The organism is Monoglobus pectinilyticus, from assembly GCF_002874775.1.
GTDB classification, from domain to species: domain Bacteria; phylum Bacillota; class Clostridia; order Monoglobales; family Monoglobaceae; genus Monoglobus; species Monoglobus pectinilyticus.
Genome location: NZ_CP020991.1, coordinates 1763419 through 1785978 on the forward strand (window position 1 = coordinate 1763419; position 22560 = coordinate 1785978).

Consider the following 22560-nt stretch of genomic DNA (forward strand, 5'->3'; position numbering starts at 1 on the left):
ACAATTGTGTCAGGAAGGAATAAAAGTATGGCAGATAAGAGAGATTATTATGAAGTCCTTGGCGTAAATAAAGGCGCGTCGGCTGACGAGATAAAAAAGGCATATAGAAAATTGGCAAAAAAGTATCATCCGGACCTTAATCCGGATGATAAGGCCGGAGCCGAAGCTAAATTTAAAGAGGCCAGCGAGGCATATGAAGTTTTGAGCGACCCTGATAAGAAATCGAGATACGACCAGTTCGGCCATGCAGGCGTTGACCCTAATGCCGCTGCAGGATACGGCGGAGGCGGCTTTGGAGGATTCGGAGGCTTTGAGGATTTTGACCTGGGTGATATTTTCGGAAGCTTCTTCGGCGGAGGGGCGTCTCGCCGTAACCCTAACGCTCCGCAAAGAGGCGGAGATATCCATATGCACATTGATTTGACTTTTGAAGAGGCTTGCTTTGGAACTAAAAAGGAAATAACTATCAGCCATATGGAACAATGTACATCCTGTCACGGAAGCGGAGCCGCTGAGGGCAGTCATCCTGAGAGATGTTCCGCCTGCGGAGGAACAGGTCAGGTTAAGTCGGTTCAGAGAACACCGTTTGGAAGTATGCAGACGGTTAGAACTTGTGAGGCCTGCGGCGGAAAAGGAACTATAATCACCGACCCGTGCAGAACATGCCGCGGCGAGGGAATAGTCAGAAGAAGCAAGAAGATAAACGTTAATATTCCGGGAGGAATTGATAACGGGCAGAGCCTGAGCGTCCGCGGCGAGGGCGACGCAGGCAAAAACGGCGGACCGGCCGGAGATGTGCTTTTGACAGTCAGGGTTAAGCCGCACAAGATTTTTGTCCGCCAAGGCAGTGACATAATGTGCGATTATCCGATTTCATTTGTACAGGCAACGCTGGGCGGAGAGGTGAAAGTGCCTACCGTTGACGGAAGCGTTGTATACAATATCCCTGAGGGAACTCAGCCCGGAACTGTGTTCAGACTAAAGGGAAAAGGCGCTGTTAAGCTGAACTCAAATAACCGCGGCGACCAGTATGTTAAGGTACAGGTTGAGATACCGAAAGGGATAAACGAAAAGCAAAAGGAAATATTAAGACAGTTTGACGACAGCGTTGACCCGTCCAAATATAAGAAGCGAAAATCCTTTATGGATAAGCTAAAAGATTTGTTTGAATAAAATATCACAGACTGCACCGTATATAGTGCAGTCTGTTTTCATACAAAATAAAAAAGATTTAAAGGTTTCTAGTGAACATCGGCAGGGTGTGCTTACGCACACCTCGTTAGGTGAACTACCATCTCACGCGAAGCGTGAACATACTTAAAACAGTATGTCATAAATATTTTATAATAGTAGACTTTACCGCGGCTGCGCGCCTTACGAGGCAAATTTCATTTGCCCTGCCGACGCTTGCCATACACATTTTTATTATATATGAATTTTACATTTTTGTTCGCTTTATTGTAGCCTTTGGGCATTATAGGTGGAAATCAATAAAAATTAGACAAAAAATAAAAGGTGTTTTGGCGAATATCGGCAGGGTGCACAAGTGCACCTCGTTAGGTGAACTACCATCTCACGCGAAGCGTGAACATACTTAAAACAGTATGTCATAAATATTTTATAATAGTAGACTTTACCGCGGCTGCGCGCCTTACGAGGCAAATTTCATTTGCCCTGCCGACGCTTGCCATACACATTTTTATTATATATGAATTTTACATTTTTGTTCGCTTTATTGTAGCCTTTGGGCATTATAGGTGGAAATCAATAAAAATTAGACAAAAAATAAAAGGTGTTTTGGTGAACATCGGCAGGGTGTGCTTATGCACACCTCGTTAGGTGAGCACCCATCTCACGCGAAGCGTGAATATGCTTAGAACAGTATAATATAAACATTAATCTAAAAATTAATATATTAAAATAATAATTTTTATAAAAGATAAGTGACGCGGTTATTTAAAATACTAAAGCTATACTAATAGTAAATGTATTATTTTTTGAGGTCAATATTGTAATAAATGAATTATTGTAGTATAATGTAAAAAAAGTTTTGAGGAGAAATTTATGGATTGGATAAAAGTCAGCATTATTACAACAAATAAAGGAATAGACCCGGTTAGCTCAGTTTTAAATGATTTGGGATATGACGGGCTGGAAATTGCGGATAAAGACGATTTCAAAGAATTTTTGGAGAATAACCGCAAATATTGGGATTATGTGGATGAGGAACTGGAGAGACTTAAAGAAGCGGATACAAAGATAACTGTATATCTGGACGGCGGCAATGATGGTTTGTCAGAGCTGGAGAAAATAGAAAAATCTATTAAGTTATTAAAGGAAGCCGATATAAATAATAGCTTCGGTTCTTTAAAAATTATTACTGAAAATGTAAGAGATGAGGATTGGTCTGAAAATTGGAAGCAATATTTTAAACCTCTCGAAATTGGTGATAAAATATTGATACAGCCGGAGTGGCAGCCTTTGGAGTCTGAGACGGACAGGATTGTTTTTAAGGTTAATCCGGGAATGACGTTTGGGACAGGTTCTCATGACAGTACAAGATTTTGTATAGAAGAGATAGAGAAGAATATACACGAGGGCGACACTGTTTTGGACCTGGGCTGCGGAAGCGGAATTCTTTCGGTTATTGCATTGCTCCTGGGAGCGTCAGACGCTTGTGCGGTTGATATAGATGAAAATTCTGAAACAGTAGCATATTCAAATCTTGAAATGAATGGACTTGATAAGAACAATTATCATGTTTATATCGGAGATATTATTGAGGACAGCGGTCTACGGGACAGGTTTGCAGAATACGATATTGTTGTTGCCAATATTGTAGCGGATGTGATTATCGCACTCAGTCCATATGTTCGTAGATTTATGAAGAAAGACGGAATTTTTATATGTTCAGGAATTATCAATGAAAGGGCGGAGGAGGTAAAATCAGCTCTTGAAAAAGCCGGTTTGAAGATAGTTGAAGCAAAGCAGTCGGATGAATGGACCGCATATACCTGTAAGTGATTGTTTTGAATTTTATTTTTACCCAAAATGAAATTAATTTATATTATTGATGTAAATTTAAGATTGTGCCGAACGAAATTGCTGATTATGATGTGTTTCACACAAGTGAGCCGCGTTAGGCGAGCGCTCGTTTCACGCGGGGCGTGAATATACTTAGAACAATTTGTAATAATTCTTTTTAATTATAAACTTTTCCGGGACTGCGCGCCTTACGAGGCAAACAAAGTTTGCCCTCCGATGCTTGCTGTATCACATTTTTTCATATGAACTTAACTTTTTTGTCCAGTTTTTCGTAGCCTATCCACAGACATTAAAGGTTTTAGGATAAAGAGTTATATAGTTCATTTTCATTTTCTTAAAAAATTTTGTTACATCTCCTGAAATTTGAAAAACTCTAAAAATTTATTAAGTAAAAGTTATAAATTAACGAAATCTTTAACTTTTCATAATAATTTATTTTTAAGCTTTTATAAAAATTTTTTCTATTTTTATATATAGTTTAAACAGTATCATTGAGAATCTAAAGAAATATAAATAACAAAATAAAATGTGGTAATAGTGAGCATCGGTAGGCCGCATTTATGCGGCGCGTAAGGCGAGCAGCGCGGACAGAATATAAAACTAAAAGTTATATTAATATATTATCCAACGCCTACTCACATAACAATGTGGTCTGCGGTCATATAGCATATTCAAATTATTTCGCATATACAGATTATTAACATTCGCCGAGAGTACATCGTACTCTCGGCGTTTATATTTATTGGTTAATATATTGAGTCCTCATTTCTTCTTTAAAAAATAGATTTACAAAATCCACTGTACTGTCACTGAGTTTTTCTTCATTGATAACTTCTCTGGCAGTAAGCGGGTCGTCGGTGAGTATATTGTCTATGTCATATTTGCAGATATTAATAATATTCGATGGCTCATTGACTGTCCAAACAAACACTTTTTTATTATTCTGGTGAATCTGATCTACTATATCATAATCTATAAATGTTTCCTCAATACTGAACCCATCAATAAAAGTCATTTCAGAAATATTTCCTGCGGCCACAGTCATGTCGTACAGGGTTTTTATATTAGGGTCAATCTCTTTGACCTTTTTCAGCGCTTCTATATCAAGAGAAGCAAGCATGCAGTCGTTTTCAAATCCGTTTGCCTTTACAATGTCAATGACATTCTTTTCGAAATCGGTTTCATGACCTGTTGGCTTTATCTCTATATTAAGTTTTATTTTACCTTTGCATAGTTTTAATACTTCATCAAGAGTCGGTAGTCTCAGGTATGAGTATTCGTCTGAAAACCACGAACCAACATCATATGTTTCAAGTTCAGCATATGTCATTTCCCAAATATTTTTATCTACGCCTGCTATTCTTTTTATATTAGCGTCATGGGAAATCACAACAATATTATCTGCAGTTTGGTGAACGTCAAGCTCTATCCAGTCGGCCCCTTGTTCGATCGCCGCCGCATATGCCGGAATACTGTTTTCAGGATAATCCACAGAACTGCCGCGGTGGGCCGATATTTCAGGCTCGTTATTAATATCAAAAGCAAAGTCGTCAGGAGCGCCTGCGGCTGTCAGAATAGTAAAGCCTATAAAAATAACAGATACTATTCCTAAACATACATAGTTGAGAAGTATGTGCTTTTTTCCTTTTGGAGGAATATATTTGGGAATCGGTTCCTGTTTTTTGTTTTTCAGCTTATAGTATATGACGCTGAGAGAAGCATAGGAAATAGTCAAACTTAAAGTTTGCACTGCAATACTTATCATATCTGCGGCACGGACGGCTTTCAGCGAATATAGATATTGCATATCGGGTTCGCAGAAGAATTTTATAATAAGTATTGAGCTAACTGAAAATACGGTTTTTATAATAAAGCCTATAAAAAATATAAGAACAACCGGTGCAACTCTGCCCAATAATACAATAAAAAAGTTCTTTTTGGTCAGCTCCAGACTTTTTTTGCTTGCTGATACAAAATTTTTCGATTCAAAGCAGAAGCATGTATAGTTCAGAGAGAAGCGAATAGATAATATGAACAATATAGTATATAAGCAAAACATTAATATAGATAAAATGTTGCTTTCATATATGTAATCCTGAATAAATTCAGGGATTGCGTCCACGCCGGTGAAACCTGAAATAGCAGTGGTGAAAAGCAGGGTATATAAAAATATCAATATAACTCCGCTTTTGAACGGCTTAAAAGTACATTTTCCGCCGAGTTTAAACATTTGCACAATTGAAATATCCTTCTGATTATAAGAAGCATGAACATACCAGGTTACAGACATAATTTTAAATATTACTATCAGGCAGCTCACTAATAAAACTGCAAGCCATATAAAAATTGTGGCGGGTCTTGAAAGATAGTAAATAATATTATCGTTTGAAAGATACGTGAGTCCGGAAAGTGACATCGTTTTATCAATAGAAAAGCTGAGTATCGGATAGATAAGAAAAACTGTTATAACCGAATAAATAATTTCAAATGCCAATAGAGTGCTCAAATTTCTTGACAGCAGCTTTAGACAAAGCCTGCAATAGTTAAATAATTTTTTCATTTTGTATCTCCATAAAGTTTTGGCTGTTTATTTGAAAATATTATATCGTATTTTATTTTAAAAATCAACTTTTACGTATAAATTAATATATTTTGTGATGCAAATAGGTTATGTTGATTTTACTGCATATTTACCGTAGACAAATAAATAAAATTACAAAATAGCCTTTTATAAACAGAACATATATTTTAATGTATATTTTATTGGAAGATAAAGCAGAATAATCCATTATAAGCTAATAAAATTTTGTTGTGTATAATGGAGTGTGTTTTTGATGACTATGGATTTGCTAAGAGTTGCGGCAGCCTCGGTAGGTTCTATTATTGCATTGTTTGTTTTGACAAAGCTGCTGGGTTATAAACAAATGTCTCAGCTTTCTATGTTTGACTACATCAATGGCATCAGTATAGGTTCTATCGCCGCCGAAATGGCAACAACGGTTGACGGTAGTTTTATGAAGCCGCTTCTTGCTATGACTATATACGCGGTTTTAGTATATTTTATTGATTTGCTGGCTGTTAAATCTCTGAAGTTTAGAAGATTCTTTGGCGGCAGGTCTTTGGTTTTATTTGAAAACGGAAAACTATATAAAGAAAATTTGAGAAAAGCAAAGATAGACGTAAGCGAATTTTTGACCGAGTGCAGGCTCTTGGGTTACTTTGATATAAATGATATATCTATGGCGATGATGGAGAACAACGGAAAAATATCTGTCCTTCCGACCACCGGCGCGCGGCCCGTTAATGTGGAGGATATGGATAAGAACATGCAGGGAGTTAATCCTAAAAAACCGTCAAGGGCAAGTATAAATGTTATTTTAGACGGGATTATTCTTTATGATAATCTAAAATACACAGGTAATAATGACATATGGCTGAAAAATGAGCTTGGAAAGCAGGGTATATCAGACGTAAAAAAGGTGTTTTTAGCAACGGTTGATGAAAACAACAAACTGTCAGTATTTAAGGAACTGAGCGAATCGCCCGATAATGATTTGTTTCAATAGGGCTTATAAACTATTTTATTACAGCATATATAAAATGGCTCCTACTTTTGTTGGAGTCATTTTTGATTTAGAAGATAAGGCCGGTTTCATAAAACATATAAGCAGCAGAGTAATACAAATGGAAAGTTAACAGAAACTTGCCCCAAAATGGTGTTTTTAGCGAACATCGGAAGGGGGTGACCCCACCTTCTAGGTGGGTGTGATACAAAGTGAGTTGTTTTATTATAGCCTAAAATGTCAATGAATCACTTAGTTGTGATGTATTGTGCGTAAGCACACCGCGTTAGGTGAGCATACATCTCACGCAAAGCGTGAACGTATTTAAAACAATTTGTTATATCTTATTTAGAAATAAACTTAACCGCGGCCGCGCGCCTTACGTGGCAGATTTCATCTGCCCTCCGAAGCTTGCAAACCCTTATTTTTAATATATGATCTTTATATTTTTGTTAGTTTTATTATAACCTCTACATATTGTAAGTGGAAGTCAAGAGAAACTTGCCCCAAAATGGTGTTTTTAGCGAACATCGGAAGGGTGTGACCCCACCTTCTAGGTGAGTGTGATACAAAGTGAGTTGTTTTATTATAGCCTAAAATGTCAATGAATCACTTAGTTGTGATGTATTGTGCGTAAGCACACCGCGTTAGGTGAGCATACATCTCACGCAAAGCGTGAAGATATTCTAAATAGTTTGCTGTAATCCTTTTTAATTGTAATTTACCGCGGCCGCGCGCCTTACGTGGCAGATTTTATCTGCATTGAGTATTCAAATTATTGACATTGAAGGCTAACAAAAACAAGTTACTTTGTATAACATCCACCTTTTCAGGTGGAGTCACACCTACCGATGCTTGCAAACACATATTTTTTATATATGATATTTTTGTTTATAATATAATCTCTTAACAATGTAGGAGGAGTTCAAGAGAAAACTTGCCTCAAATGGTGTTTTTGGTGAACATCGGCAGGGTGTGACCCCACCCTACAGGCGTGGTCACAGATATTGTAGGTTTATTAAAGCCGGTTAATATGTATAACACCCACTTTTCTTAAAAAGTGTGGACACAGCCCTACCTAAGCTTGCAAAATCATATTTCTATTATATTTGATCTTTAAACTTCTGATAATTTTATTAAAATAAAAAGTCGTCTTATTTTATTTATTGTGATATTGCTTGTGAATATATAAAAGTTTGACCCAATATGTATAATGTTCTGATTTTATGATTTGCTAAACCGATTGACTTTTGGTCAGTTATACAGTATAATATTAGTAAGTTTATAAGAATTAAAATTGATTTGTTCTTTTTTGATTTGTATTTATTTTGTGTTTTGTAATCTATCACTTCTTATGCGTCAATAATATTCGTCACAAATAAATATTTGTCAAAGCAATCAAGACGTTTTCTTTCAGCAAGATTTTATTTTATGGAGGTAAGTAAATGAAAATTAAAAAAACAATTGCTGCCGCTTTAACTGTTGTTATGCTGTCAACAGCTGCCTCAGGGGTATTTGCTTCAGGGGCAAATGAAAATATTTCCGGGGGAATTAACGGCGGCGCAGAGGAAACCCAGAGTTATTTAGGGGATAATGAAAGCGAGTTATTGGTTAGCCCGTCCCCGGGTATTTTTGACGATAATGAGGAAGGCGCAGAAGACGTTCAGCCTACCCTTTATCCCAGCGGAATACAAACGGCGGAGCCTGATATTAATATTGAATCTTCCAGTCCGGAGCCATATCCTGAGACAACTGACGTTCCGTCTGAGGAGCCGGCAAACGATGTGATGATTTCATCGTACCAAGTTAATTTCAGCTGCCAGCTTGACGGATGGCCGCGAAAGGATTATGCTGTATTTAATATATGTTCGGAAGATGGAAAAATCCTTGATTCCCACACAAAGTATATTACTGATACGGAGAGTTTTTCAATAGATTTTAATATACCGGATTCTAAAGTGGGAACTGTCTTTTATTTGGAGGTAACAGGCGTTGATTCAATAGATTATTATTCGGATAATTATCCGGTGCCGCTGACTGAAAAGATTCCGCTGTATACATATTGGTCGGAGCCGGATGAAAACGGAGACAGGGTTCCGGTGAGCTCAGCGCATATGACCGCACACGTCAGAACACAGTGTCCTATTAATATATACGCTGACGGAGAATATGTCTCTCTGTCTTCGCCTGCTATATTTGACGGCTCGTATATAATAGCACCGCTGTCAGAGATTGCCGGGGCAATAGGCATATCCGACTGTACTTACTTCCCTGAATATAATAGCGTAAAGGTTAAGACCGGCGATAACGAAATGCTTGTCAATATTGGATATTCGTATCTGACAGCGTTTGGCAGCGATATAAATTTAGACCTTCCGGTTTCCAATATTAACAGCCTGACATATATAGAATTAAGACCGTTTATAGAGGCCTTCGGAAGCACTCTTGAATATTACGACAATGGTTCTTATATTGATATAAAACTTACTAAATCCCCCATGGCTGTAAGTTCTATAGCTGACCAGGAGGCAAGAATAAACGAGAGCGGAGTTGGAAGCTCGACCGATTATCTTATCTGGGTAAACAAAGAAAAGTTTAGATGCACCGTATTCTCAGGTTCTAAAGGCAATTGGAAATGGGTAAAAGATTTTACTGTCGGAATAGGAGCTGAGGGAAGAGAAACAATAACGGGCGTGTTTGAATATATTGACTATACGAATATGTGGCCTTATGATTCGTATTATGTTGGCCCGGTTATGGTATTCTACGGCAATTATGCACTGCATTCAACGTTTTTGAAATATGACGGAACTCCATATGATAACACTGTTGGGGCGAAGATTTCTCATGGCTGTGTGCGCTGCCAGGCAAAATATATAAACTGGATGGTAGATAATATACCTATGAAGACCCGTGTATATGTAACTGAATCTTAAAATATTATAATGGGCCGGCTGCAATTTTGCAGCCGGCTTTTAATATCCCTGTAATTCTAAATATAATTCAAATAAATGATATATTGTGGTTTGGTGGTTCTGAATTAAGAATATACTACCTAAATTTAGCAAATCAATGTTACATTAAGTTGTGTATTTGTTACTTATTTTTGTTATATCGTTGATTATACGTATAAAAGTAAAATTATTCCTATTTTTTCACTTATTATTGTTGACAAGTGAAATGCTTTTTGATACACTTATTTAGGAAATATTTTTCAGTGGGAGATAATTATGGAAGATTTATACGAAAATGTCGAAGATTGCAGAATATTAATTAACAACAGTCAGCTTGATGAAGAAGTTATTAAACTATGCGATAAGATAAATACGAAGATTGATGAAAAGTATGGCAGCGTGGCGCGGTTCTCCAGAACGGTTAACGTACCCTATTCAACTTTAAACTGTATTCTTAAAAACGGTTTGTCAAACAGTAAGTTTTCTATGGTTTTAGATATATGCAGGCGGCTTAGAGTTGATATATTTGATATAGAAAAATATGGAATTAAAGCTGCGGATATACCCATAATATCAAAAATTTCGTCGCTTGATGAGCGCGGAATCGGCGTTATTTCGGGCATTATAGAGGAGGAATATAAACGATGTATAAAAATTATAACCAATAGTTGACAAATAAATGTAATTATGTTAGAATGAAATAAAGGAGGTGTTTTAATGGATGAACTAACTCTGCTGATTAAGCAAGAAATCAAAAAACAATTTCGCAGTGTACGCCAATTTGCGTTCAGTGTAGGAATCGCACAGACAACTGTTGTCAGCGCTCTGAAGAACGGTGTTTCCGGCACAGGATTTAGTACAGTGATGAAAATTTGTAAAGCTTTAGACATTCAAGTATTTGATTACTCTATCCCGCTCGTGATCAATGATAACGTAGTCACATTACTTAAAAAGTATAATGCTCTTGACAAATTAGCTGAACATACAGTTCAGACTGTACTCAACGTAGAGTATGAAAGATGTAAAGCAGACGCAATGAAGAGCTCAAAGCGTTAGTTTTACAAAGTTTGTTTAGTTGTGGAATTTTCGTCTGTAAAAGCACAGGCAAATCATAATATGTCTTTCAGATTGTGGCATATTAAATACAATGATATTTACAATCTTGACTCATATATCATAGCCTTGCAGTTGTTTTTACTGCAGGGTCTATGGTATATTTTATTTTAGTTTATTAAGTTAATATCAGGAATCGTATCCGGATAACTGACTGTAGTTCTGGATTCAATTTTTTCAGGGCAGTTTTGGGTCTTAAAGCTGACATTAATATTTTTAATTTTTAAATTATCTTTATCAAGCGTCAGTGTTCGGTTAATTGTTATTTCATCTTCGTTGATATTAAATGTTCTTTTATAATATGAAGCATATTGGTCTGATTTATTTAGGCGCTCAGTAAATATAACCGTATATTCACTGTCATCCTGTGAGACCGAGGAAATCTCCAGGTCTTTTATACCGTTTAATTCAAGTATATCGTTGTAATCAGATAAATAGTTTTGATACTCATCATAAGTTATATCAGTTTGGTTTTCCTGAATCCCTAAGTGGATTCCGCTTTCATCAGCAGGATCCAAAACCGTATAGTAATATTCCGGGGATAATATGAACCAGGTTCCGCTGTTTGGGTCCGCACCGTATATCCATATATCGCCGTCTTTGTTTTCAGCGCAGATAATTGACTGGGCAGATTTAGTCTCTCCATTCTCAATATAATACTGCGCAGTAGAAATTTGAGTTATCTCCCCGGGCGGTGTAAGATTTTGTATTGTATTCACGTTTAAAATATCTTCTGCAGTTAGATTATCACTTGTAGTTATGTCGTTTTTTTGATTTGCTGATGTACATCCTGAGAAAATAATAATAATTAAAGAAATAATTATTATTATTTTAGTTGTAGAAATTTTATTCATAATTGTTACCCGAATATTTATTAGATTACAAATATAGTTAAAACTGAGTTGTTTGCCGACATAAATGCGTCCGGTATTTTCTTAAACTATGTATACCAACTGTATTATGAGGAACATCATTTATTGAATATAATCCTGCGACGGCGTTGACGGCAAGTATATTATAAATGATAAACTTATGTGACATGAGTTTATTATATTGATAATTTATTTATGAGAAATAATTATTTGAAATTTATAAAGGCAGCTTTTTAGTATGATTGTAATCTTACAGTTTGCTGAATTATAAATAAAACATTATTATAGTTTATTTTGATATAGAATATGTGCTCCATATTAGTTTGCTTTCCAAATAGATTTGAAATGTAAAACATATAGAGCACATATTTTTTTGTACGTATTAAATTTATTTTGCCGCTTTGGCAACAGCTTCTGCAACTGCAGGGCTTACGCGCGGGTCGAAGGCTTTAGGGATTATATAGTCTTCGCTTAGTTCCTCGTCAGAAATAAGTCCGGCGATAGCCTTGCAGGCGGCAATCTTCATCTCCTCGGTTATGCTGCTTGCCATAGCGTCTAAGGCTCCTCTGAAAATCCCAGGGAAAGCGATAACATTGTTTATCTGATTAGGAAAATCAGAACGGCCTGTGCCAACAACGCGCGCGCCGGCCTCTTTGGCAAGGTCAGGCATTATCTCCGGCGTAGGGTTTGCCATAGCGAACACAATTGCGTCGTCCGCCATAGACTCAACCATTTCTTTTGTTACAATGTTCGGCGCGGACACTCCGATAAATACGTCTGCGTCCTGCATAACATCAGCCAAGCTGCCTGTCTTTCCGTCACGGTTTGTTATTTTAGACATTTTTTCCTGCTCTGAATTCAGTCCGTTCATGTTCTCGCATATAGCGCCGATTTTATCAACCAAAATAATATTTTCAGAACCCATATTCATCAGCATTCTGCAGATTGCTATTCCGGCGCTTCCGGCTCCGTTAATGACAATCTGAGCATCTTCAATTTTTTTGTTAACAACTCTGAGCGCATTAATGATTCCGGCTGACACTACTATTGCTGTGCCGTGCTGGTCGTCATGAAAAACCGGAATATCAAGCTCCTCCTGAAGCCGTCTTTCAATTTCAAAACAGCGCGGCGCTGAAATATCCTCTAAATTTATTCCGCCGAAGGTAGGAGCAATATTTTTTACTGTTTCAACTATTTCATCAACGTCATTGGTATCAAGGCAAATCGGAAAAGCGTCAACGCCGGCAAAGTTTTTAAACAGCACGCACTTGCCTTCCATAACCGGCATACCCGCCTCAGGGCCTATGTTTCCCAGTCCGAGAACGGCGCTTCCGTCGGTTACAACAGCGACAAGATTGCCTTTTCTTGTGTAGTCGTATACCTTTCTTATATCCTTTGCGATTTCACGGCACGGTTCCGCAACTCCCGGCGTATATGCGGTGGAAAGCTCGTCTTTGTTATTAGTTTCGGCGCGGGCGGTAACTTCTATTTTCCCTTTCAAACGTTTGTGCAATTCGATTGCGGCTTTGTTGTAATCCATTTTATCATCTCTCCTTGTTCTTATCATATAATATTTTAAGACCGTCCAAGGTGAGCAGACTGTCAACCTTGTCAATCTCGTCTGACTCTTTAGATATCATTGTGGCGAGTCCGCCTGTTGCAACAACAGTGGCGTCCTCTCCGATTTCTTTTTTTATACGGCGTATAATCCCGTCAGCTTGTCCTGCCTGTCCGTACACAGCGCCGCTCTGTATAGCGTCGATTGTGTTTCTTCCGATAACCGAAGACGGTTTTATAATCTCTACCTTAGGAAGCTTAGCGGTTTTTTCAAAAAGCGCGTCCATTGAGATTTTTATTCCGGCGGCTATAACGCCGCCTACATAGTTTCCGTTCCTGTCCACCGCGCAGAATGTGGTGGCGGTTCCAAAGTCAACTATAACAAGCGGCGGTTTATACTTGTGTATTGCAGCAACGGCGTTGACTATTCTGTCTGCGCCCAGCTCGCGGGGATTGTCCATTCTGATATTCATTCCGGTTTTTATCCCGGGTCCGACAACCATAGGCGAGCAGTCCAGATAACGTTTAACACCGTTTGTAAGCGAGTGCATAACGGTGGGGACAACAGACGCTATCATAACGTCGTCTATTTCATCCGGTTTTACCCCTTCATTCAACAGAAATTGTGTTATAAGCATACCGTATTCATCGCTGGCTTTGTTTTTATCTGTGGCCATGCGCCAGTGACGGCGCAGATTATCGTTTTCATAGAGTGCGGCAACAATGTTTGTGTTGCCAACGTCAATTGTAAGCAGCATATTATCTTCCTATCTGATTCAATTTTTTAATACTTTTTATCTTTTATTAAGAATAAATTATAATAAAATATTTATAGTTTCTTGATTTCAGCGTTTACACCGCTGTCGGTTATATTGAGAACCGCATAAGAGTATCTGGCACAGCCCGGATTAAGCATAAGAATCCCATCCGTTTCTCTGATAAGAGCGCTGTGGGTATGTCCGAAAATACATATGTCGGCTTTAACGTCGTGAGCTTTCTGTCTTAATGTATACATTCCGCTTTTTACATTATAGCGGTGACCGTGGGTCAGAAAAATACGTTTGCCGGAAAACTCAAACAGTCTGTCATAAGGAACGTCGTTAACATACCAATCGTTGTTGCCGAGAACATACTCAAATGGAATATCAGGGTATGCGGCGGCAATGTCGTCCGCGTCACGCTGAATATCTCCGGCAAAAATTATTAATGAAATATCTTTTTCACTTTCAACAGCATTCATTATGCTTTGAAAACTGCCGTGAGAATCGCTTAACACTAAAGCTTTCATTAATAAGCCTCCGTTTCAGTAATAATAAAATATTATAGCACATAAATATTTTTTTGTCACTATTTTTATAAAAATACATACAATGTAATGTGAAAGGAGTTGTATCTAATATGGACATAAATGATTTAACAAAGGGTGTTAATCAGAATAATCTCAATAATACTCTTAAGCAGTTCGGAAACGTAATGTCGAAAGACCAGATGAACCAGGTGGTAAACACTATAAAAAACACAAATCAGGAGCAGCTGAAACAACAGCTCAGCAAGATAGACCCGAAAGAGATTAATAAGGTTCTCTCAAGCAATCCGGGGCTTCAAAGGGCAATAGGCTCCAATCCTGACGTGATGAAGAAGTTGAACGCTATATTTTCAAAGAACGGGAAGTAGTTTTAAGTATATTCAAAACTTACTCTGAAAGGTGGCGATTATATGAATGAAGAGCAGAATATGGATTTTGACTTTGGTTCGGCTATAGAAAAAATTCAAGAGATGATGGGAACGGACGACGGACAGTCAAAGCTTAATAATATAATCAACGCCTTTGTGGGTTCTGATGAAGATAATGCGAACAGTCAGGAACAAGACAGCCCGTTTCCTGATATGGATCAGATGGATATGATGATAAAACTCGGAAATGTTATGTCTGCGATGAAGACCACAGGCAACAGCAAAAATGCGGCTCTGCTTTACGCTTTAAAGCCGTACCTGCGTGAATCAAGACAGGAAAAGACGGACAGCGCGGTAAAGATAATGGGTATGGTAAAGGCCTTTGCTCTGCTCAAAGACAGCGACCTTAATCTGAACTTTTAGGAGGCGGAGCTATGTACAAACGTTATCAATCCCCGCCAGGAAGCAAACCGGCGGGTAATCCGAGACCTCAGAACCATCCCCGGAACAGTCATCAGGATATGGGCGGAGACCGTTTTCAGAACAGCTATAATGATATGGGTGATAACCATTTTCAGAGCAGTTATCAGGACATGGGAGGGAACCATTTTCAGGGCGGTCATCAGGACATGGGAAGAAACCATTCCCAAAGCGGTCATCAGGATACAGGAAGAAATTATTCTCAGAGCAGCAGCCGGAATATGGGAAGCGGTCATTCCAATGCAGGGTCCGGGAATCGACAAAATCAGAGGGCAAATCAGAATTATGACACACCTCGGCATAATTCGAACGATAACTTTGAGTATGACGGACATAGGGATGATATGAACTGGAATCGGGCGGCGGACTATAACCATAGGAATGAGCCTCGGGGAGCGCCAAACCCGCCGGCCGGCGGACTGGGAGGACTTTTGAGCGGTCTTTTCGGCGGAGGAAAGTCAGGCGGAAGAAGAGAAGAGCCGAACATAGTAAAATCAATTTTAAGTTTTATTCCCCCGGGAATATATAATACCGAAACAAAAAAAATTCTTGGCATATTAACAGCGGAGGATCTTCTGCTTGCCGCTCTCATACTAATGATTGCAGACAGTGACGAAAACGATGACCTGGCGCTGCTTATAGCTTTGGTATACATATTTATGGCATAAAAAATAGTGACTATTATCAAAATAGGATAATAAAAAGTAATTAAATTGTTATATAACGCCGTTGACAATAAATTCGTTTAATAATATAATTAAAATAGTTAAATAGGCGTGTTGTGTTTTTAGGAATTTATTAAATAATATAAGTGAAAATATAGTTTCAGTATTATTTTGGAGGTTTTATACTAATGAAAAAGGTTTTGGGGTGTGTTTTGCTGGCGGCAATCCTGGTGATTTGTCTCGGTATGAGAGGAGTTGTGCCGGTTGATGTCGACCAAAAGGCTGACGATACTAAGGTGACAATGTATGCGGAAGACGGCAGGAGCGAACAGTTTGACCCGTCTGAGGCTGAAGCTCAGAAGAGCGTTGGCTGGTATGATAATTTTAATGACGTAATAACCACCATGTGGAAAGATGACGGAAGCAGTATAGTAGTGTTTAAAGCTGATGTGTCTAAGTACGAAAAAGATGGATATACTACAAATCATGATTCTATCTTTTCAAAGGTTTTTAATCCGGCTACAGAGGAAGAAAAGGACGTTTTGAAAAGTGAAGTGCAGACATACATTGATAACGGCTGGAAGCGCGGCAACGGAAAAGTTGACCCTGATAAGCCAATGGTATGTCTGACATTTGATGACGGACCGAATCCGGCTACCACTACAAAACTTCTGAAAGCTCTTGAAGAAAATAACGCGAGAGCAACGTTCTTCATGCTGGGCAACCTGGTTAAAAACGTCAAGGGCGGAAGCGATACAATAAATAAAATGAAGGATATCGGCTGTGAGCTGGGAAGTCATACCTATGACCATACACAGCTTACTAAACTTGGAACTGACGCTTTAAAGAAGCAGGTTCAGGATACAAACGACAATATTAACGACATTGCAGGTCAAGGCGCAACTGTTCTTCGTCCGCCGTACGGCTCATATAATGATAATGTCAAATCAGTTTGTCAGAGTTTAGACCAGCCTATAATATTGTGGTCTATTGATACTTTGGACTGGAAGACCAAAAACGCCGACACTTCATTTAGAAATGTTATGGATCAGGTGAAAGACGGAGATATAATTTTGTTCCATGATATTTATGAGCCTTCTGTTGAAGCTGCTATCAGACTTATACCGGCACTGCAGGACGCAGGATACCAGCTGGTAACAGTATCTGAGATGGGCGAAGCGAAGATTGGCGGACTAAAACCCGGAGAGGTTTACACCGATTTTTGGGACAGCACTGTTAAGAAGCTGACAAACAGCAGCTCAAGCAGTGAGAAGAGTTCCGGTAGCTCGGACAGCGAAAAGAGTTCCGGAAGTTCAAATAATGATAAGAAGTCAAACAGTTCAAACAGTGACAAGGGAACAAGTTCTTCAAAAAGTTCTGATTAATATATCTTAAACGTAAAAGTTTATTTCAGACTATAATATGCAATGAATGAGTTTTTAAATACCGCACAATTAAGTGCGGTATTTTTTGTTAAGCACTTACAGGGGAAGTAAGTATATTTTGAATTGAACTTTTGATATTTTTATTATAGAGTGAAAAAATTTTTAGCGTATTTATTTTAGTATTGGAAGATAATTTGAAATGTTTTTGCCACGAGTTGATATAAATGTATGAGATTTCTATTATGAAGAGGTAAACTGTGTATAATTTTTTTAGTAACATATTTAGAACAATTCTGCAGTATTAATTGACAGACAATAAAAATATAAATAATAAATGCACATAAATAAGGACTTGTCTATATCCGGTATATTATGTGCGGTATTTTTAACATTGAATGTTCTTGATTAGATTAAGTTTTTTATTTATATCTCATTGATAATTATCGAATATTTTTATGCTAAAAAATAAAAATTAATTATTATAAAACATATGATATGTTATGTCATTTAATATGATAATATAGTCGTAACAGAAACCGGCTTATTTCCTATTTGAAGATAAATATGAGATTGGTCTATGCTGCTGTTGCATAGATAATGTTATGAAGAAACACCAGACAGATTATAGAATAAATATAAAGTTTAATAAAAATAGTTAATATAGTAGGTAATATAGTAATCAAGATGGTAACTAAGGCAGTAGACCATTATATAAACAAAACCAAACAATACTAAACCAAACTATACAAAACAAAACTATTTATAAATTATATAATTATTTTACTTTATATTTTCTTTTAAAATATGAAGTGCACAGAACAAATACATAAAATAGTAGAATAAAAAACTTAATGATGAGGATATAGAATAGGTAATTAATCTTGCAGAAAGTTATAAATATAATAATAAAAGATATTAACAAATTCGTGACTGCGCACCTCGCAAGGCGCATAAATGCGTTTGCGTATTCAAATTATTATTTGCGTATTCATATTATTGTAGGTAAATGAAAACAAGTTATTTTGAATCACACCCACCATGCTGGTGGGGTCACAGACCTTGTAGGTAAATGAAAACAAGTTATTTTGAATCACACCCACCATACTGGTGGGGTCACAGACATTGAAGGTTTATCAAAACAAGTATTTAAGGCTCATACGCACCTTTTAGGTGCGGTCACATACATTATGGATTTGGTAAAACATTTTGTTTTGTATCACACCTACCGATGTTTGCCAAAAGAATAGTTTTTATAAGATGAAATTAATAGGAACTCGAAAAGCCTGTATTCACGGTTAAAAAATTGTTTGTCAAATAATAAGGCTCGATATGCTGTGAAAAACGAATAAAATTCTGAACAAAAAGCTGAATCACATTAAAGTGTAATGAGTAAAATAAAACATCAGCTTTAACTTAAAAGTATTCATAGGTTTTTATTACATAGAATTGCATAAACAAATAATTATGTATATTTATGGATTATATACTATAATAAAACAAATTTGTGTTGACTTTCTGATGTAAGATATTTATAATTTAATTATGAAACAGCGCACAATGTTTTTCGTGAAACATTATTGTTCTGTGCGAAAAATAGGATATGGCGTCGTATGAAAAAATTAATTGGGGGTATTCTTATGAGAAATGTAAACGATCAAGATAATAGGCCGTCCGGCGGCGGCAACGGTTTTAACACCGGCCCTGTAAATCAAAATCCGCCAAACTATCACGGCGGACAGGAAAGGGTTGGCGGCAATGCCAATATTGGTGGAAGCGTTCCGGGAGCGGGAGACGGAAGGTATACACCTCCGAATCAGTTTAACGGATACAATCAATATGGGGGATATAATAACAATGGATACGGCGGTCCTCCGAAGAAAAGCAATACGGGTCTTATTGTGGCAATTTCTATTTTATCAGGTGTAATTTTGATAAGTATTGCGGTTATGTGTCTTATATTTACAGGGGTTTTATCACCCGGCAGACAGGCGGCAAATCAGGCGGCTTCCGTTGTCGCTACTGAAGCTCCAACAATAAGTCCGGCTACAGCGGCTCCGGCTGCTCAGGCGCCCGCAGCGCCTCCGGTTCAGAATGTACCGTCATATAACGTAAGTTCAAACACCACAGTGGTGTCATATATGTATGTGGCAAACGTAAAATACTCTATATATTTGAGAAGCTTGCCTGAGGAGAACGACAGCAATATCATAACTGAAATACCATTGGGAACTCAGGTTGGATTTATTGAAAATGCGGATTCAGTTTTTGCCAAGATTAATTATAACGGGCGGATTGGATATTCCAAGCGTGAATATCTGTCGAGCGTCAGTCCCAACGCCGGGTACAGCGGAGGAAGAGCATGGTCTGATACCATGACGGTAACCAATGTGAAATATGCTATATACTTAAGAAGCACGCCGTCTGAGGCGTCAGACGCTAATATAATTATGGAGATACCTGTGGGTTCTAAGGTTACGTACCTGGACACTCCAAACAATACGTTCTATAAAATATCTTATGGAGGCACGGTTGGATATTCAAAACAGATATATCTTACCTTTGATTGATTATGAGAAAATATTTGATAGGCTTAGTTATAGCGCTCGGTATTATTCTCGCAGGATTGATAATAGTTTTTGGTCTTGTTCTGAACGGAACGATTACCAGACAGACTTTTGAAGCCGAAAAAAATGAAATAAGTATTCCAACTGCAGAGGCGAGCGCATTGCCAACTCAAACGCCTAAAAAGCAGATTGTTGTTCTTGACCCGGGTCATGGGAAGGATTCCGGTAATATGAGCGAAGAAGACAAATCTGCTGACGGCTGGGTTTTAAGCACAGAAAAAGGCGGCTGGGGAGAATGGCGCCATTGGAAGTCAGGAACTGTTTGGGATGATTGCCGCGGAAGCGGATGCAGCGGCCGGCACCCTGACGGAGGAAGCTGCTGGTATCCAATTGAAAATGGAGACAGGGATATTGAGCCGGAAATAAATTTAAACAATACCCTAAACGCCAAAAAATATCTTGAGGAAATGGGTTATGAGGTAAGGCTCACAAGAAATTCGAACGATGAAAACCCGTCAATGACAAAACGGCTTACGTATTGTTATTCGGGCGGCGACACTTCTACTGAGCCGGACGCGGACGTCTTTGTGTGTATCCATTCCAATGCCGGCGGAGGTCAGGGCAGCGCGTATATGGCTTTGTCGGGAGTGTATGACCAAAGCGGTGTTCTTGCGCCGGCGGAATATATATCAGAGAGCAATATTTTGGGTCAGCTTATAAATAATCAAATCGTTTCAGACACACAGCTGTCCGCTTTTGTAGACGGGAGATATGAAGGTTTCCCAACCGCGGTTTTGTTCTGCAAAAGTCCCGTACCGATAGCCTATTTGGAAATTGGATTTTTTGATAATGCATCCGACTTAGAAGTGCTGACAAACGATTCAGAAACTATAGGCAGGGCGATTGCTGTCGGTGTTGATAATTACTTTAAAACCAAAAGCAATTGAGTATGATATTTCAAATTGGACATAAACAGCGGCGGTATAAGTTTTAATTGTCAGGTTTAAATAAGTATGTCAAGGCCGTAAAAGCCGATAAGTATGAAATCTATTGATTGTATTAGTGTGGACAAAATAAGAAAACTTCCGCCAATTTTCTGCTTGATTTTATAAGATTATGCGATGGAAACTTAATTGATAAGCAAAAATGTCGATTCCATAAGGGTTTATAGCCTTTGGCAAAAGAACTTATAAAACCTTATAAGGTGGATTTTCAATATAATTAAATATAAGATAGATAAATGCAAAAAATTTTTTAATTGTGAGCCAACTTAAAATAAATATTAAAATTATTGTTTGTTGTGCGCTGTCTTATTCGCGGTTATATTTTTATTAATAAAAATGGAAAGATGATATATGGGAATAGGAATTATTGTGTGCGGCTTGAATGGAAGCGGAAAGAGTACATTAGGAAAAGCGCTTGCGGAGAAACTTGAAATTCATTTTATTGATATTGAAAATCTATTTTTTCAACAGACAGCTTCCAATTATAGCAGTGGTTTATCACGTTCTGATAAAGAGGTAGAAAAGATCCTTTTGAATGAAGTCGTAACATATAAAAACTTTGTGTTTGCAGCTGTAAAAGGAGCGTATGGAAAAGATGTTTTGTCGTTTTATAATTATGCAGTTTTGATTGATGTTCCGAAAGAGGTTCGTTTGGAAAGAATAAAACAGCGCTCTTTGCAGAAATTCGGTAGTAGAATTTTACCGGGAGGAGATATGTACGAGCAGGAAAAAACATTTTACGATAAAGTAAGTTCCCGAACAGGGAGATATGTTGAGGAATGGATGCAATCATTAGAGTGTCCTGTGATAAGAGTGGATGGCACGAGATCTATTAATGAAAATATAACTTATATTACAGAACAGATACAGAGTTTACTGAATAAGACTGACAAGCAGCTTTCTGATTTATTAAAATAGGGTATTGGAAGGTAAACAGAAAAACAGACAGAAAAAATAAATGTGTTTATAGTGAACATTTTTGGTTTTTATTAGCTTTCCAACTATAATGCGGAAAGTCCGCAATAAAGCAGACGGAAATATCAAAGTTCATATATAAAAAATGTGGTATGGCAAGCATCGGAGGGCTGTGACTACACTTAAAAAAGTGTGTGTAATACAAATCACTTTGCATTGATAAACCTACAATGTCTGTGACCCCACCAGTATGGTGGTTGTGATACAAAATAACTTGTTTTGATTTACCTACAATGTCTGTGACCCCTCAGCATGGTGTGTGTGATACAAAATAACTTGTATTGATAAACCTACAATGTCTGTGGCCCCTCAGCATGGTGTGTGTGATACAAAATAACTTGTATTGATAAACCTACAATGTCTGTGACCCCACTAGCATGGTGGGTGTGATACAAAATAACTTGTATTGATAAACCTACAATGTCTGTGACCCCACTAGCATGGTGGGTGTGATACAAAATAACTTGTATTGATAAACCTACAATGTCTGTGACCCCACTAGCATGGTGGGTGTGATACAAAATAACTTGTATTGATAAACCTACAATGTCTGTGACCCCACTAGCATGGTGGGTGTGATACAAAATAACTTGTATTGATAAACCTACAATGTCTGTGACCCCACTAGCATGGTGGGTGTGATACAAAATAACTTGTATTGATAAACCTACAATGTCTGTGACCCCACCAGCATGGTGGGTGTGATTCA

General features: G+C 37.7%; 18 protein-coding genes. 13 read left to right on the plus strand and 5 right to left on the minus strand.

Annotation, left to right across the window (positions count from 1 at the left end; all coding sequences use genetic code 11):
- Window positions 1–27 precede the first annotated feature (27 nt).
- Both dnaJ and prmA read left to right on the plus strand, forming a co-directional pair.
- A complete protein-coding gene (gene dnaJ, locus B9O19_RS07610) occupies window positions 28–1173 on the plus strand; it encodes a molecular chaperone DnaJ (RefSeq protein WP_102365858.1) in 1146 nt (381 codons plus the stop codon).
- A gap of 891 nt (window positions 1174–2064) precedes the next feature.
- Window positions 2065–3024, plus strand: a complete 960-nt coding sequence (prmA, locus tag B9O19_RS07615) for a 50S ribosomal protein L11 methyltransferase (RefSeq protein WP_102365859.1) — start codon at window positions 2065–2067, stop codon at window positions 3022–3024.
- 760 nt (window positions 3025–3784) lie between these two features.
- Here the strand turns inward: prmA and B9O19_RS07620 are convergent.
- Window positions 3785–5605 (minus strand): glycerophosphodiester phosphodiesterase, encoded by a 1821-nt coding sequence (locus tag B9O19_RS07620; RefSeq protein WP_102365860.1) that lies wholly within the window; start codon window positions 5603–5605, stop codon window positions 3785–3787.
- Window positions 5606–5879: 274 nt separating this feature from the next.
- Here B9O19_RS07620 and B9O19_RS07625 point away from each other — a divergent pair, with 274 nt between their 5' ends.
- The 4 genes from B9O19_RS07625 to B9O19_RS07640 all read left to right on the plus strand — a co-directional run bounded on the left by B9O19_RS07625 (window position 5880) and on the right by B9O19_RS07640 (window position 10618).
- Window positions 5880–6611, plus strand: coding sequence for a DUF421 domain-containing protein (locus B9O19_RS07625; protein ID WP_245862903.1), 732 nt, complete (start codon window positions 5880–5882; stop codon window positions 6609–6611).
- A gap of 1442 nt (window positions 6612–8053) precedes the next feature.
- The gene (locus B9O19_RS07630; RefSeq protein WP_102365861.1) at window positions 8054–9544 is read left to right on the plus strand and encodes a L,D-transpeptidase family protein; all 1491 of its coding nucleotides are present in this window, start codon (window positions 8054–8056) and stop codon (window positions 9542–9544) included.
- 294 nt (window positions 9545–9838) lie between these two features.
- Entirely contained in the window at window positions 9839–10234 is a 396-nt protein-coding gene (locus B9O19_RS07635) for a hypothetical protein (RefSeq protein WP_102365862.1), read from the plus strand.
- Window positions 10235–10279: 45 nt separating this feature from the next.
- Complete coding sequence (locus B9O19_RS07640) at window positions 10280–10618, plus strand: helix-turn-helix domain-containing protein (protein WP_102365863.1); 339 nt, start codon at window positions 10280–10282, stop codon at window positions 10616–10618.
- A gap of 167 nt (window positions 10619–10785) precedes the next feature.
- On the opposite strand, the gene B9O19_RS07645 is transcribed toward B9O19_RS07640, so the two are convergent.
- The 4 genes from B9O19_RS07645 to B9O19_RS07660 form a co-directional block, all read right to left on the minus strand.
- The gene (locus B9O19_RS07645) at window positions 10786–11529 is read right to left on the minus strand and encodes a hypothetical protein (RefSeq protein ID WP_102365864.1); all 744 of its coding nucleotides are present in this window, start codon (window positions 11527–11529) and stop codon (window positions 10786–10788) included.
- Between the two features lie 406 nt (window positions 11530–11935).
- Window positions 11936–13087: an NAD(P)-dependent malic enzyme gene (locus B9O19_RS07650; RefSeq protein WP_102365865.1), complete on the minus strand. Its 1152-nt coding sequence runs from the start codon at window positions 13085–13087 to the stop codon at window positions 11936–11938.
- A 4-nt stretch (window positions 13088–13091) separates the two neighbouring features.
- Window positions 13092–13862, minus strand: coding sequence for a type III pantothenate kinase (locus tag B9O19_RS07655; RefSeq protein ID WP_102365866.1), 771 nt, complete (start codon window positions 13860–13862; stop codon window positions 13092–13094).
- Between the two features lie 71 nt (window positions 13863–13933).
- Window positions 13934–14392, minus strand: coding sequence for a YfcE family phosphodiesterase (locus B9O19_RS07660; RefSeq protein WP_102365867.1), 459 nt, complete (start codon window positions 14390–14392; stop codon window positions 13934–13936).
- A 110-nt stretch (window positions 14393–14502) separates the two neighbouring features.
- On the opposite strand from B9O19_RS07660, the gene B9O19_RS07665 reads away from it, so the two are divergent.
- From B9O19_RS07665 to B9O19_RS07695, 7 genes are all read left to right on the plus strand, one after another.
- Entirely contained in the window at window positions 14503–14778 is a 276-nt protein-coding gene (locus B9O19_RS07665) for a hypothetical protein (protein ID WP_102365868.1), read from the plus strand.
- Between the two features lie 42 nt (window positions 14779–14820).
- Window positions 14821–15201 (plus strand): hypothetical protein, encoded by a 381-nt coding sequence (locus B9O19_RS07670; RefSeq protein WP_102365869.1) that lies wholly within the window; start codon window positions 14821–14823, stop codon window positions 15199–15201.
- Between the two features lie 11 nt (window positions 15202–15212).
- The gene (locus B9O19_RS07675; RefSeq protein ID WP_102365870.1) at window positions 15213–15926 is read left to right on the plus strand and encodes a hypothetical protein; all 714 of its coding nucleotides are present in this window, start codon (window positions 15213–15215) and stop codon (window positions 15924–15926) included.
- A gap of 185 nt (window positions 15927–16111) precedes the next feature.
- The gene (locus B9O19_RS07680) at window positions 16112–17308 is read left to right on the plus strand and encodes a polysaccharide deacetylase family protein (RefSeq protein WP_102365871.1); all 1197 of its coding nucleotides are present in this window, start codon (window positions 16112–16114) and stop codon (window positions 17306–17308) included.
- 1637 nt (window positions 17309–18945) lie between these two features.
- Window positions 18946–19875: an SH3 domain-containing protein gene (locus B9O19_RS07685; protein WP_158648948.1), complete on the plus strand. Its 930-nt coding sequence runs from the start codon at window positions 18946–18948 to the stop codon at window positions 19873–19875.
- A gap of 14 nt (window positions 19876–19889) precedes the next feature.
- Entirely contained in the window at window positions 19890–20819 is a 930-nt protein-coding gene (locus tag B9O19_RS07690) for an N-acetylmuramoyl-L-alanine amidase family protein (protein WP_158648949.1), read from the plus strand.
- A gap of 408 nt (window positions 20820–21227) precedes the next feature.
- Entirely contained in the window at window positions 21228–21794 is a 567-nt protein-coding gene (locus B9O19_RS07695; protein ID WP_102365874.1) for a shikimate kinase, read from the plus strand.
- Window positions 21795–22560 lie beyond the last annotated feature (766 nt).

Coding starts and splice junctions, on each gene's coding strand:
- dnaJ (WP_102365858.1), top strand. CDS start 28: ATGGCAGATAAGAGAGATTATTATGAAGTCCTTGGCGTAAATAAAGGC.
- prmA (WP_102365859.1), top strand. CDS start 2,065: ATGGATTGGATAAAAGTCAGCATTATTACAACAAATAAAGGAATAGAC.
- B9O19_RS07620 (WP_102365860.1), bottom strand. CDS start 5,605: ATGAAAAAATTATTTAACTATTGCAGGCTTTGTCTAAAGCTGCTGTCA.
- B9O19_RS07625 (WP_245862903.1), top strand. CDS start 5,880: ATGACTATGGATTTGCTAAGAGTTGCGGCAGCCTCGGTAGGTTCTATT.
- B9O19_RS07630 (WP_102365861.1), top strand. CDS start 8,054: ATGAAAATTAAAAAAACAATTGCTGCCGCTTTAACTGTTGTTATGCTG.
- B9O19_RS07635 (WP_102365862.1), top strand. CDS start 9,839: ATGGAAGATTTATACGAAAATGTCGAAGATTGCAGAATATTAATTAAC.
- B9O19_RS07640 (WP_102365863.1), top strand. CDS start 10,280: ATGGATGAACTAACTCTGCTGATTAAGCAAGAAATCAAAAAACAATTT.
- B9O19_RS07645 (WP_102365864.1), bottom strand. CDS start 11,529: ATGAATAAAATTTCTACAACTAAAATAATAATAATTATTTCTTTAATT.
- B9O19_RS07650 (WP_102365865.1), bottom strand. CDS start 13,087: ATGGATTACAACAAAGCCGCAATCGAATTGCACAAACGTTTGAAAGGG.
- B9O19_RS07655 (WP_102365866.1), bottom strand. CDS start 13,862: ATGCTGCTTACAATTGACGTTGGCAACACAAACATTGTTGCCGCACTC.
- B9O19_RS07660 (WP_102365867.1), bottom strand. CDS start 14,392: ATGAAAGCTTTAGTGTTAAGCGATTCTCACGGCAGTTTTCAAAGCATA.
- B9O19_RS07665 (WP_102365868.1), top strand. CDS start 14,503: ATGGACATAAATGATTTAACAAAGGGTGTTAATCAGAATAATCTCAAT.
- B9O19_RS07670 (WP_102365869.1), top strand. CDS start 14,821: ATGAATGAAGAGCAGAATATGGATTTTGACTTTGGTTCGGCTATAGAA.
- B9O19_RS07675 (WP_102365870.1), top strand. CDS start 15,213: ATGTACAAACGTTATCAATCCCCGCCAGGAAGCAAACCGGCGGGTAAT.
- B9O19_RS07680 (WP_102365871.1), top strand. CDS start 16,112: ATGAAAAAGGTTTTGGGGTGTGTTTTGCTGGCGGCAATCCTGGTGATT.
- B9O19_RS07685 (WP_158648948.1), top strand. CDS start 18,946: ATGAGAAATGTAAACGATCAAGATAATAGGCCGTCCGGCGGCGGCAAC.
- B9O19_RS07695 (WP_102365874.1), top strand. CDS start 21,228: ATGGGAATAGGAATTATTGTGTGCGGCTTGAATGGAAGCGGAAAGAGT.